General features: G+C 66.6%; 16 protein-coding genes and 1 tRNA gene. 7 read left to right on the forward strand and 10 right to left on the reverse strand.

Annotated features, from left to right (window positions below; translation table 11 throughout):
• Positions 1 to 40 precede the first annotated feature (40 nt).
• From K3U96_RS10100 to K3U96_RS10110, 3 genes are all read left to right on the forward strand, one after another.
• Positions 41 to 113 (forward strand) — tRNA-Asn (locus K3U96_RS10100).
• A gap of 173 nt (positions 114 to 286) precedes the next feature.
• A complete protein-coding gene (locus K3U96_RS10105) occupies positions 287 to 1,120 on the forward strand; it encodes a serine/threonine-protein kinase (RefSeq protein ID WP_268928478.1) in 834 nt (277 codons plus the stop codon).
• Positions 1,121 to 2,269, forward strand: a complete 1,149-nt coding sequence (locus K3U96_RS10110; RefSeq protein WP_220692895.1) for a hypothetical protein — start codon at positions 1,121 to 1,123, stop codon at positions 2,267 to 2,269. It abuts the gene before it with no gap.
• A 768-nt stretch (positions 2,270 to 3,037) separates the two neighbouring features.
• Here the strand turns inward: K3U96_RS10110 and K3U96_RS10115 are convergent.
• From K3U96_RS10115 to K3U96_RS10135, 5 genes are all read right to left on the reverse strand, one after another.
• A complete protein-coding gene (locus tag K3U96_RS10115; protein ID WP_220692896.1) occupies positions 3,038 to 3,610 on the reverse strand; it encodes a M50 family metallopeptidase in 573 nt (190 codons plus the stop codon).
• 15 nt (positions 3,611 to 3,625) lie between these two features.
• Positions 3,626 to 4,006: a hypothetical protein gene (locus K3U96_RS10120; protein WP_220692897.1), complete on the reverse strand. Its 381-nt coding sequence runs from the start codon at positions 4,004 to 4,006 to the stop codon at positions 3,626 to 3,628.
• A gap of 167 nt (positions 4,007 to 4,173) precedes the next feature.
• Positions 4,174 to 4,986: a hypothetical protein gene (locus tag K3U96_RS10125; RefSeq protein WP_220692898.1), complete on the reverse strand. Its 813-nt coding sequence runs from the start codon at positions 4,984 to 4,986 to the stop codon at positions 4,174 to 4,176.
• On the reverse strand, positions 4,983 to 5,675 hold the full coding sequence (locus K3U96_RS10130; RefSeq protein ID WP_220692899.1) for a hypothetical protein: 693 nt from the start codon (positions 5,673 to 5,675) through the stop codon (positions 4,983 to 4,985). The genes K3U96_RS10125 and K3U96_RS10130 overlap by 4 nt, the downstream gene beginning before the upstream one ends.
• Positions 5,672 to 5,914 (reverse strand): hypothetical protein, encoded by a 243-nt coding sequence (locus tag K3U96_RS10135; protein WP_220692900.1) that lies wholly within the window; start codon positions 5,912 to 5,914, stop codon positions 5,672 to 5,674. Before K3U96_RS10135 ends, K3U96_RS10130 begins: the two co-directional genes overlap by 4 nt.
• 243 nt (positions 5,915 to 6,157) lie before the next feature.
• Here K3U96_RS10135 and K3U96_RS10140 point away from each other — a divergent pair, with 243 nt between their 5' ends.
• The 3 genes from K3U96_RS10140 to K3U96_RS10150 are packed head-to-tail and all read left to right on the forward strand — an operon-like array spanning position 6,158 to position 7,384.
• Positions 6,158 to 6,352, forward strand: a complete 195-nt coding sequence (locus K3U96_RS10140) for a hypothetical protein (protein ID WP_220692901.1) — start codon at positions 6,158 to 6,160, stop codon at positions 6,350 to 6,352.
• 46 nt (positions 6,353 to 6,398) lie between these two features.
• Positions 6,399 to 6,644: a hypothetical protein gene (locus K3U96_RS10145; protein ID WP_220692902.1), complete on the forward strand. Its 246-nt coding sequence runs from the start codon at positions 6,399 to 6,401 to the stop codon at positions 6,642 to 6,644.
• Positions 6,641 to 7,384 carry a recombinase family protein gene (locus K3U96_RS10150; RefSeq protein WP_220692903.1) on the forward strand — a complete coding sequence of 248 codons (744 nt, stop codon included), beginning with the start codon at positions 6,641 to 6,643 and terminating at the stop codon, positions 7,382 to 7,384. Before K3U96_RS10145 ends, K3U96_RS10150 begins: the two co-directional genes overlap by 4 nt.
• A 138-nt stretch (positions 7,385 to 7,522) precedes the next feature.
• Here the strand turns inward: K3U96_RS10150 and K3U96_RS10155 are convergent, their stop codons facing one another.
• From K3U96_RS10155 to K3U96_RS26885, 3 genes are read right to left on the reverse strand one after another with little or no spacing between them, the layout of a single operon-like run.
• On the reverse strand, positions 7,523 to 9,142 hold the full coding sequence (locus tag K3U96_RS10155; protein ID WP_230982413.1) for a terminase large subunit domain-containing protein: 1,620 nt from the start codon (positions 9,140 to 9,142) through the stop codon (positions 7,523 to 7,525).
• Positions 9,139 to 9,438 (reverse strand): hypothetical protein, encoded by a 300-nt coding sequence (locus K3U96_RS10160; RefSeq protein WP_220692904.1) that lies wholly within the window; start codon positions 9,436 to 9,438, stop codon positions 9,139 to 9,141. The genes K3U96_RS10155 and K3U96_RS10160 overlap by 4 nt, the downstream gene beginning before the upstream one ends.
• A complete protein-coding gene (locus tag K3U96_RS26885; RefSeq protein ID WP_230982414.1) occupies positions 9,435 to 9,599 on the reverse strand; it encodes a hypothetical protein in 165 nt (54 codons plus the stop codon). Before K3U96_RS26885 ends, K3U96_RS10160 begins: the two co-directional genes overlap by 4 nt.
• A 221-nt stretch (positions 9,600 to 9,820) precedes the next feature.
• On the opposite strand from K3U96_RS26885, the gene K3U96_RS10170 reads away from it, so the two are divergent.
• Positions 9,821 to 10,117, forward strand: a complete 297-nt coding sequence (locus tag K3U96_RS10170) for a CDGP domain-containing protein (RefSeq protein ID WP_230982415.1) — start codon at positions 9,821 to 9,823, stop codon at positions 10,115 to 10,117.
• A 64-nt stretch (positions 10,118 to 10,181) separates the two neighbouring features.
• Here the strand turns inward: K3U96_RS10170 and K3U96_RS10175 are convergent, their stop codons facing one another.
• Both K3U96_RS10175 and K3U96_RS10180 read right to left on the reverse strand, forming a co-directional pair.
• Positions 10,182 to 10,565 (reverse strand): flagellar hook-length control protein, encoded by a 384-nt coding sequence (locus tag K3U96_RS10175; RefSeq protein WP_220692906.1) that lies wholly within the window; start codon positions 10,563 to 10,565, stop codon positions 10,182 to 10,184.
• Positions 10,562 to 11,053 (reverse strand): hypothetical protein, encoded by a 492-nt coding sequence (locus K3U96_RS10180; RefSeq protein ID WP_220692907.1) that lies wholly within the window; start codon positions 11,051 to 11,053, stop codon positions 10,562 to 10,564. Before K3U96_RS10180 ends, K3U96_RS10175 begins: the two co-directional genes overlap by 4 nt.
• Positions 11,054 to 11,314: the final 261 nt, after the last annotated feature.

The following is an 11,314-nucleotide window of genomic DNA, read 5'->3' on the forward strand; positions in this document are numbered from 1 at the left end:
ATCCCTCGATCCGCCGAACACGACGTTCGCGGAGGAGCGATCCCCTGTAGCTCAATTGGCAGAGCATTCGGCTGTTAACCGAAGGGTTGCTGGTTCGAGTCCAGCCGGGGGAGCAAGGTCAGAGCGGTTTTCGGCTCTGATGCACAACATCCGCACAACATCTTGGTTAGTGTCGCGGGCCAACTCGGCCGCAGTAACGGCTACCATGCCGCGTGGACGAACTCGCGACCGCAATCAGCGTGGGCGGCGGCGCAGTCCCCTATATGTGAGGGGTGTAGGTGTAGCCATGCCGGCGGACCTGGTCACAGACGCTTGCACTGATTTGGGCGTTCACCGTGTTCGGCCGCTTGTCGCTGGAGGGCAAAAACAGGTCCACGTCGTCGCTGATGCCGCGGGGACGGAGAGCGTATTGAAGCTGATTGATCTCGGGGCGGCCAGTGACCCGGCAGCACTTGAGCGGGCACGTCGTGAGGTTGAATTACTCCGCAGCGTCGATCATCCGAATGTCGTCAAGGTCCGCACTGAACTACGGGAACTCGGAACACCGCCGGTAGCCGCGTTCTGGTTGGAGGAGTTTCTAGACGGCGGAGACCTCCGCCATTGTTGCGGAACGGGATGGTCCGCGGACCAGTTGATCGCGCTTGGAAGTGACGTTGCGGCTGGCCTTGGGGCGTTGCACGCGAAGAAGGTAATCCATCGAGATCTGAGTCCCGGCAACGTGCAGCGAACGCTGAGTGGTCGGTTCGTTGTGATGGACCCCGGCTTCGCCAAACACACTCTCAAGAGCGGATTGACGATCGGCGGTCAGCCAGGAACTCCGGGCTTCATGACGCCCGAGCACCTACAAGCGTATTCAGGCGCGCCGACTGCCGCGTCAGACGTCTTTGGTTGCGCCGCTTTGGTCTATCTCGCTGCAACCGGTCAACCGCCCGTCCCCTATAAGGGCGACGATACGGAGTACATGCGTCGGCTGAGGACGGCGCAACATATACCGCTGGCTCAGGTGCGCACCGATCTTCCCGCCCCACTGGTAGAGGTAGTCGAGCGTGGCCTGCACGCGCAGCCAGCTCGTCGATATCGAAATGGAGCGGCCCTCGCCGCAGTCTTCGGGGCTCTGTAAATGGCGGTGATGATTCAGGACACTGCGAGGAACAACCTCATCAAGTGGACCGGCAATGCCATCAGAGACGGGTATGCCAGGGGCGCATTCCTGTCACCGTTCATCTCGCCGCGCGAATCTAATGGTTTCAAGAAGTCCGCGCTCGAGACGTCGACGGCGATCAGGAATGCGGGCGGCGAATTCTGGTTCGACTCAATGACATACGCGCTCGATATGCCTCGATGTGGGAACTTTCGCAGTTACGACGGTTGGTCGCTATGGGGTGGAACGAGAGGCGATCTGTCAACCCGAGAGTCGATGCGGACCCATACCTCCACAGTCTTCGGAATCCAGGACGAGCTGGGAAGTCCGCATCTTGCCCCCACGACCCTGGTTTCATATCCGGACACGCCAAACAGTAAGCGGGCTCTTGACCTCGCCGAAGTTGCCGTAGAGATAGATCCGGCCGCGTGGCTAACAGTTGCAGGCGACCAACAATTTTGGGCCGCAGGTGCAGAGCTTGACGCTCACATAGGTGCTTTGGATCAGTGTGAACCAAGAGGTTGGCTCTTCGTGGTGGCACGCAATGACACATCGATGCCGCCGTCGTCGACACCCGAAGAGGTATTCGGTCTGATGCGGTCGGCATACGCATTGAGCCGGGATCGTCCGGTGCGCGTCGCGTTTGGCGATCTCGCGGCGCTGCCGGCAGTCGCTGCCGGTGCCGAGTCGTTGGGCACCGGATGGGATATGCGGCAACGGATTTGCGCATATCAGGATTATGAGGACCGGGATGCTGATCCCGGCGGTGGCGCCTGGTACCAGAGACCGACGCTCCAAGGCTTGCTGGGCGGCCTGTCGAGCAATGAGTACGACCTGCTCACGTCGGAACAGCGCGACCTATCGGCCCGTCTAACGCCTGGAACAATCGCACCGCAGGCAGCGAGTGCATTCCGGCACCATGCGACGGTGCTGTCGAGCGTCATTCGGGCGCTCGAACCCCTGAGCGGACGCGAACGGGTCGACTACCTTCGCGATCGATACACGGAAGCGCGTGGCGAATGGCCCGAGGTCCTGCGTGTCACAGGAACGAGGATCGGTCCCGGTCGCTGGATCACCCCGTTTCTCGGCGGCTTGAACCTCTTCAGGTCATCGGAAGGTTGGACCTGAGGCAAGAGCCGCAAACAAGTGTTCAAATCCCATCGTTCGCCTAGCTAGCGACGGCGACCGTTTACGTGGGCGAACCACCCACCCCACCGCCGTATAGAGACCCGCGCCGTCTGCCGCCACCGCGGACCGGGCTCGCTCAGCTGCCTTCGGGCCGGTGTCGCCAAGAATCATCACATAGTTGTCGGCCCATGTTCGGTACCCGCGTCCCTGGATGACGGCGCGTTGCCAGTTCTTGACCTTGGCTTCGATTGCGAAGAGTGAGCCAACAGGCTTCATACCGGGAGCGCACGAAACGGTCCGGGAACTAGTAGATACAGCAGCGCCCGACCGTAAGAGCCGACCAACTGAACGGTCAACCTGTTCGATGTCCCATCCGAGACGTCGCGCCAGCGTGGCCAAGCTCAGCGGCCGGACAGGCGAAAGCGCGGAGAGGACAGTGCAGTCGATCTCCGACAGCACCGGGGGGACCCCGGCGGCTTCGCGAGCGTTCAACCAGCACTGTCCGCCGACGAGGGCAACAAAATCGGGCACGCCCAAGGGGCTTGGCATCTCAGCCACGAGAAGTGCGTGGCCTTTGGGGCCTTGCAGTGAGGCTGCAACATGGTTCGCAAGGCCGTAGAGACGGCGCTCGGCCCCCGCCTCGAAGCGTCGCCCGCCACGTGAAGAGGTGGGGTCGACTAGTCGGACGCGTCTCACAGTTGTCGGGCTCCAACCAGAATTGTGACTCGGGGCAGCGATCACCCTAATGGAGGGCCTGCGGGGCGTTCGTCATCCATCTAGATTAATGCGGTCCACCGACCGAAATGGTGAGCCCACGTTCGCCGCCACGGGTTTTGTGATGGTGAACGCGCCCGGCGCCGCGCCTGACCGGATCATTGCCAGTCCGAGACTGGCTGGCCCGCCGTCGTCGGTCAGGCCGAGCGCGGCGCATACGTCGGCGTGCTCGGCGCGGCCGTGGAAGTAGAGCCGGGATGTGACGGCTTTGACTGCGGGCCAGCAGCGTTCGAGCAGTGGGACGACGCTGGCGCCCGCTGCCCATCCACCCGCGGCGCACAGAGCGCGGTCGTCTGAGGTGTGGGCGGCCAGGATGCGGCGGTTGTCGGCGGGGCCGGGGCTGCGGCCGAGGGTCCACCGCGCCTCGCACCACGGACCTGCCAGGCTGACCGCCGGGTCGGTGCCTGCGGGCAGCGTGTCGAACTCGGTATGCGGGTGTTCGTCATCGAGCACCGACCCGTGTACTCGGCCGCCGAGCACCACGGCTGCCACCGCGTGGCCGGCCTCATGGAATGCCGTCGACAGCCGGGACAGTTCGGCCTGCGTCAGCCGATGACCGTTGCTCACTGCTCGCTGCGCTCCTCAATCATCGTCGCGGCGCATTCTCGGGATGGGTTTCAGGTTCGCCGGGTTGTTCCCGGTCGATGCGTCGCGCGGCTGATAGCGGCGAAGTACGCCGACCGCCAGGGCCGCAATGGTCAGTACGCCGAAAACGACGACGACCGGCGTCCGGTCTGCGCGGGCTTCTGCACAGTCGGTCACCTGCCGGTCGTTCGAGAAGTAGCGAGGGTCCGCGAAATCCTCGTAGTCAGCGAGTTTGGCGTGCTGGTCGTTGGGAGAGAGCCAACTGCCGCAGACGATGCCGTCCCGGTTGTTCACATTCCAGAGCGCAAACAGCGCAGTAAGCACAAACAGCACGACAGCCACCGCAAGAGCGCCATTACCTGGTTTCATCTTTGCCACGGGCTCGAAGCCTATCTGCACGGACGCGCTTCTCTGTGAGAATCGGCCGTCGTGATGGCAGTGCGGTCCGCAGCCTGCCCACCGCCACCACGACGCCGGTTCCCGCCGTGGTCTGCGAGAGGCTGCGGCAACCTCGTTTCGCCGCAGCCCCTCGCACACGACGATGGTCACTGGGTGATCACCGCCGTGCCGATCAGGGCCTCATAGCCGACGATCACCGAGCGTTCGGCGATGGCCACGAACTGGCTTGCCTCGTACTGGATCACCTCGCGCACCACGACCTCGTCGCGCCATCCGTAGGTCGGGCTGGTGCCGACCAGCGTGTCGCCCAACGGCGTTGCGTACCCGGCGCCGAACACCCATCGGTGACCGGCCGGGGTGCGCAGCACGCCCGGCGCCCCCGGGTCGCGCACGATCATGCGCAGGTGCTCGGCGAGCGCCAGCAGCCCTACCCGTGCGTGGATGAGCCCGAACGTGCCGGTTGCGGCGAACGTCTGCTCAAGGTGGCCCACCGCCTCCACCAGATCGGCGGCAGCGGTCGGGCTCGGCGCGTCGGCCAGCAGCCGGGTGGCGAACTGGGTCTCAACCGCCAGCGGCTCGCGGATGGCGAACGTCTGGCGGGCGCGCTCGATCACCTGGCCGCGGTCGAACTCCGAGAGGTTGCCGCACTCCTGTAGCCGGTCGAACGCCCAAACCGTCTGAGCCGCAAAGGGGTCGGGGTCGCTGTCCTCGGGTGGCGGGCCGGTCTTGACGTCGCCGGGGTCCAAGTCGTCGGGGTCGACGCACCACGGCGCACCCCAGATCCCGAACGCGCCGGGGTCGCGGTGGGTGCGCGCGCGGATCTGCACACCGGAGGGCAGCCAGTGCAGGGCTTCGCCCTCGGTTGCTTGTGTCCAGGTGGTTGCCGCGTCCAGGCCCAACGGGTTGGCCGGTGCGATCAGCGGCGGGGTGAACTCGACGGGCTGCAATGCAGTGGTCATGGAATCGCTACTCCTAGCTCGCGTAGTTGGGCGCGCTTGGTCTGCGCGCGGCTGTTCTGTGACCGGCGGCGTTTGGCCGCTGCGGCCTCGGCGCGGTCGATGCGGATCTCCAGTTGGCGTGCGGCGGTGTCGACGTCGCGCAGCATGTCGCACAGCCGCTCGGACCGGCTGGCCACGCCGCGCAACTGCGGGTCGCCGGGTGGTCGGGCGCGGGCCAGCAGCCCGGCCAGTTCGCCGCTGCACGCCTGCGACATCTGGACCAGATGGGTAGCCCAGATCCCCGACGCCAGCGCGTCGCTTCCAATGTCGGGCAGCGCCGGCCGCTGAGTGAGGTCGACCATCAGCCGCACCGCCTGCGCCTTACCCGCCGAGTCCAGGTGGGTCAGGTGCTCGGCGCGGGCCTTTGCGTCGATCTCGGCGAGCCACCCGATCACCGTCGACACCAGCTCGTGCACCGCGTCAGCTAGATCGGCGGCACAGCTTGCGCAAACTTGCGGGTTGGGCAACCGGCTGACTCGGCGCGCCAGGGGGTGCACGACGGCGCTCACCTCGGCAGGCAGCGAGAACGCACCGCCGTAGGCCGTGGTCAGTCCGGCGCGGCGCCGCTGCCGCAACTGGGCCTGCGAGAGCACCGGTTCGGGTCGGGCGGACTGAGCGGTCTTGGCTCGCCGCCGCGTTACCGGCCTCATGCGGACACCACCGGGTGGGCATGGCGCAGCATGTCGGCCAGGGCGGGAATGTGGGCTGGATCGAGGTTGCCGCGTTCGGCGTCGATAACTCGGCGGCACCGCCAGTAGGCCAGCGCCGTCTGGCATTCGATGACCCGCGGGTCGGTGTCGGGAACTCCGCGACTCTTGAGCGCGGCCAGTGTGGACGACCAGCTTGACGCTGTGCGTGACGCCGGGTCGGCTGTTGCTGTAACGGTCATGGGCGCAGTCAATCACTGCGGGGTGCACCGCTTCTGCGCTGCGACGTACGAGGGCCTGTTGTCCGTGCCGTATCCAAAGACACTGTGGCACAACGATATTGCCGTTCCGGACGGCGGAGTCCTGAAGTTCAGAGTCCGAAATCGTGGTGATTGTGGGCACGGTTGGCCTCGTGTACCTGTTAGCTCTGTTTCGACGAGACCGGACGGTATTTTCAGGCCATGCGTACACAAATCGCTCGAATCATGTTCGCCAGCACCGGTATTGCCATTGCATCCGTTGCGTCGGCGGCGCCGGTATCGGATGCCAAGCCAGTTTGCTCACTGGCTGCGGTGTGCCACCAGGCGCCGGCCGGCGTCCCGGTATGGGCGCCCGGCACCGGACCTGCAGCCGATGCGGCCGATGACGCCTTCTACGCCTCGGGCATCGAGTACCAGTAGCCCGGCCGTGACCCCTGACCCCACCAACCGAGAGGAACAACAAACCATGAGCGTCTATCACGTCTGTGACACCTGCGCCCCGGCCATCGTCAACGATGACTACTCGGCTTTCGACATGCAGCGGATGCTGTGCACAGATGTCGATTGCGATTACGACCGCGTGATCGCGTTCGTGGAGACCGTGGGCTACCTGGTCGACGCGGGCCGGGTCAGCAAGGCCGGTTACTGGGAGTGCGAGAGCTGCACTCAGCTGTGCATCGGATCGGCCTACGCGCTGGAGACGCTGGCGTGAGCGCGCCGCGTCGCCGGACCCACACCGCACCGGAGGGCACCGTGGTCGCCTATCTGCGGGTGTCCACCGATGAGCAGGCAGCCAGCGGCGCCGGGCTCGATGCCCAACGCGCCGCCATCACCGCCGAGGCCGAGCGCCGGGGTTGGACCGTCGTGGCCTGGCACGCCGATGAGGGCATCAGTGGCGGCAAGGGCATCGAGCACCGGCCCGGCCTGGCCGCCGCTGTGGCCGCGGTGGAGCTGGGCGACGCGGCCGGGCTACTCGCCGCCAAGCTCGACCGCATCAGCCGCTCGGTGCTGGACACGGCCAAGCTGATGGAACGCGCCCGCCGTGGCGGGTGGGAGCTGGTGACCTGTGATCTGGCCATCGACACCAGCACGCCCGCGGGTGAGGCCACCGCGTCGATGATGGCCGTGTTCTCCCAACTTGAGCGGCGCCTGATCAGCCAACGCACCCGCGAGGCCCTGGCAGTGAAACGCGCCCAGGGCGTGCGCCTCGGTCGGCCGTCGAACCTGCCCGCCGAGGTCGTCGCCCGCATCCTCGCGGCTCGGGCGGGCGGTGCATCACTGCGGGCCATCGCCGCCGAGCTGACCGCCGACGCCGTGCCCACCGCCACGGGCGGTAAGTGGCACGCCAGCACGGTGCGCGTCGTGCTCGACGGCCAGGACGCTGCGCGTCTGCGGGCCAAGGCCGCAACCGCGGCCGTCGACTTTCATCGCTGCACCTTGAGAACTCCATAGAGGAAAGCCACATGGGCGCACCAGGTATCCGCTCGTTGACATGTCCGAGTATCGGCCTGGTGTCGTGTGGTTACGGCGTCCAATGTCGGCCGGCCCCGGCGCGTCAGTTCGGGGTCGGCCGACAGCACCGCCCGCGTATCAGAGTCCGCGCCGTGTCGGCCGCTGGTAGCGCAGCGGGTCATAGCCGCCGTCGCTGATACGTCGAGTCAACCGGCTGTTGATCGGTGTCACCGAGGCCAGCCCGCGAGGGTCGAATCGTCCTGTGAACCGGCGTGATCCGGTCTCGCGCAGTTGCCCGGCGCGCGCGGGATTGGTGAAGGTCACCTGTTGCGCGAGGCTGTGCACCAGCACGTCGTGAGCGACGACCAGGGCAGCGATCTGGTCGGGCTGGTGCTGGCCGATCTGCCAGCCGACCATCGCGTCCTCCAGGTCGGGCAGGTGTCCGGCGATGCGCACCGTTCCAACCTCCAGACCTTGCAGCAGCGCAGACGACCGCGCCAGCGCATCGCCACCGCCGCGGCCCGAGCCCTTGGGAGGCCAGGACGTGACCCTGACCGGTCGGCTGACCTGGTACCGCGACAGCGCATCCTTGACCACCCGCACGTAGGTTTCGCGCGCAGCGAATCCTTCCACCCCGATCTCCGAGGCGCCCACGTTCACCGCCAGTTCGACAGCGGCCCTGGCCCATTGGTCACTGGTCATCGGCGCGGACACGTCGGCGATGACCGCCACCGTGCCGTCAGGGGTGATCGACGCGGCCACCACGCCGCAGTTGTCGCCGCTACCCGAGTCGGACGGGTCGACGCCGACAACCGTCTTGATCGGGCGCGGCGGTGCGGCCGGTAGCCGCCAGGTGTCGAGCCAGTCGGCGCGTATCAGCGTGCCCTCGGGCGTGCTCGGCACGCCGAGGTACAGCGCCGCCCACGCGCGCGATCCCACCGCCCGCTTGATCTCCTCGAAATCGCTGACGCTGCGCTCACCGAGCGCGGTCGTCATCCCGACACCCGGCGCCCGGTCCAGGGCATCGGGTACGCCCGGCGTACTGATCGCGGGCACGTTGATGTGCGTCCACCGCGTGCCGTCCTCGGCCAGCAGCTCGCCGGACAGGTCGTCCTCCGACCAGCGGGTGGCCACGATGATCACGCTGGCGCCGGGGTGCAGACGTGAGAGCAGCGAGGCCCGGAACTCCGTGCTCAACCGGCGCCGGTAGGCAGCGCTGTCGGCCTCCACTGAGTTTTTGATCGGGTCGTCCACGATTAGCAGATCGGCGCCGAATCCGGTTGCGCCGGACAGGATGCCACCGGCCAACAGACCACCGCGTGCGCCGGCCAACTGCCACCGGCCCACGCTGGCCTTGTCGGTGGACAGTGAGATCCCCAAGAGCTGGCCGTGGTCCTCGATCAGGCGCCGGGCTGCACGCGAGTGTTCCTCGGCCAGGCTGTCGCTGTAGGACCGCAGGATGATCATCGCCGCGGGATTGCTGGCCAGGGCGAACACGGTGCCGACCTGGCTTGTCAGCACGGACTTACCGGTCCTCGGCGGCGTGCTGATGATGTAACGCCGGTCAGGGTTGGTCACCGCGTCGGCGATGGCGTCGCTGATCAATGCGATGGTCGGGGTGATCCGGTAGCCGGGAACGATCCGCTTGGCCAGCTCTGCCGGTGTCGCCGGTCGGCGCTGTGCACGCTGAGCCGCCACGGCGCGCACCGCCACAACCCGCGTCGTCGGGTCACCGGCCGTCGCTGCCGCCGCGCTCACGCCGCCGTCCTCGGCACGCCTCGGCGCCGTCGTGGCCGCTGGGCAGGCAGCGTCAACGCCAGCGCGACGTAGTTCCGCCCGTCGACCTTGACGACATGCACCCGGCCCGTGACGTCAAGCCGGGTCAACGACTCGACGCGCTGCCAATACGTCGAGGCGGGCAGCAGCTCGCGCAGTTGCGCCCACGCCATCGCCTGGCCCTCGGCGTCGGCCAGCCCGTCCAGGATTGCCGCGTCGAGCTGGTCAGGTGTGACGACCGTTGCGGCGGGCTCTGTCTCGGCGTCGGTTGTGGTCATGCCAGCGCTCCTGTCAGGTGCTCGATCAGTTCGGCTGCCCGGTCGGCCGCAATCGCCCCGCGGTCGACCTCGGCGGCGATCACGTTGTGGCACCGCCACCATGCGAGCGCGCGGCGGCACTCGTCGACGCGCGGGCCGTCGACTTCGCCGCGCGATGCCATGACGGCAAGCCGCCCTTGCCACGAGGCCATCGGGCGCGATTGCGGGTCCGCGTAACCGCTTCGGTGGTCACGATTTGGCGTAGTCACACGACGACCTAACAACATCGGAGTGCAGTAACCGAGGTCAGCAAGTTTCTGCTGTCCCGGTGACAGGTGCCCTACCTGCCCGCTATTGTTTCCCGCTGAGACTGGGGCAAACTGAGGTCAGAGGGGTGCATCCGTTGAAACTACGAGTGATCCTCGTCGCGTTGGCAATGGCACCATTGGGTGTCACGTTGGCCGCGCCCGCTGGTGCCGACAACGACATGTACTGCGAGCCACGTCCACTGGTGTCCTACTGCGACGGGCCTGTCCGCGAGAACGGGTCGTGGCGTCGCTGCTTCTACAACCAGCCACTTCCCTCATACAACAACGGATCCATCACCGGGTACTGGCCGGGTTCGGGGAATTGCTATGACGTCGCCGGACCAGGGCAAGATCCCTACCCGTGGGCGCCGCAGCACCATCTCCAGCCGTAGCCGAGCGGCGCAGCAGATACCCGTCTGAGACGGTATTTTCATGCACCGCAACCATGTTCGCCGCTTAATCCTCAGTCTCGGCAACAATGGAGTCGGGGCTGTGTGGCCCGCTCGCTGACGATTCGGCGTCAGCCATGGAATCGTCCACGGATGGCGCTGCCGACGTCTCAGCGGCCACCACAGCCCCGCTCTGCTGTTCTCGGGGTCCGATGACCGCGGCCCACTCGCTCAACTCGTTCGCGGGCACACCGCCGAGCGCGAGCACCTGGCGGGCGACGTCCACATGCAACGACCACAACGGGTCAGCCGGCCCCGCCACGACGCCGAACAGCGCGCGGCATTCGTCGGCCACCGCCGCATCGAGCGCGGCCGGGTCCAGCCGTCCCTCGGCCACGTCGCGCGCCACGCTCATCGCGGCCTTGATCGTGTCGTCCTGCGTGGTGCTCATTCCGTCACAGCCTCCATCACTTCGGCGTCGATCACCGGGAACTCTCGCTGACGCTGCGCGCTCAGGGCCAACAGTTCTCGCTCGGCACGGTCCAGGATCGCGGCCGTTGAGTGCGACATCCGTACATCGACCTCGGACCTCACGGGCGCGGCCAACCCGTTGAGCCTCGATGTCTCGGCGATGTGGGCGCGGATCTCCTTGGAAATCGACGCGATCCGGTCGTCGTCGTCGCGCTCGACGGCCAGGGCCAGACGCTCGAACAGCACCGCCTGCGCGACCCGAATCCCGTCCACCGCCGCCCGTCGTTGATCCTCGATGGACTCCGGTGCCTCACGCGCCAGATGCCGACGCACGGCCAGTTGAGCACCGCTGCGCGTCTTGTAGCCCTCAGCGTCGGCGATCTCCTGCCACGTCCGGCCGATGACCCGCAACCGATATGCGCGGGCTGCCCTCCGATAGCTATCTTGTCGGCCTTCCCGAGGTGCCATGTATGCATTGTGTCGACATTGCGTGCAATGGGTCGTACGCTCGCGCGCACTTTCGGGCACCGCCCTCTACTGTGTTCCGGCCGCGTCGTCGGGTGGCCCGACGCAACGAGATTCTGTCGGTCCTAACCCCTGCACTGGACTCGCGGACCAGAACGACCCATGGACACATGGACACACCTAAGGGGGTGTGTCCAATGTCCATATGGGCGATGTCCATGTTGTCCATAAGGGTTGTCCATGGAGTGACCTGCGGATTTGTTG

The sequence above is a fragment of the Mycolicibacterium holsaticum DSM 44478 = JCM 12374 genome, assembly GCF_019645835.1.
Classification (GTDB): Bacteria; Actinomycetota; Actinomycetes; order Mycobacteriales; family Mycobacteriaceae; genus Mycobacterium; species Mycobacterium holsaticum.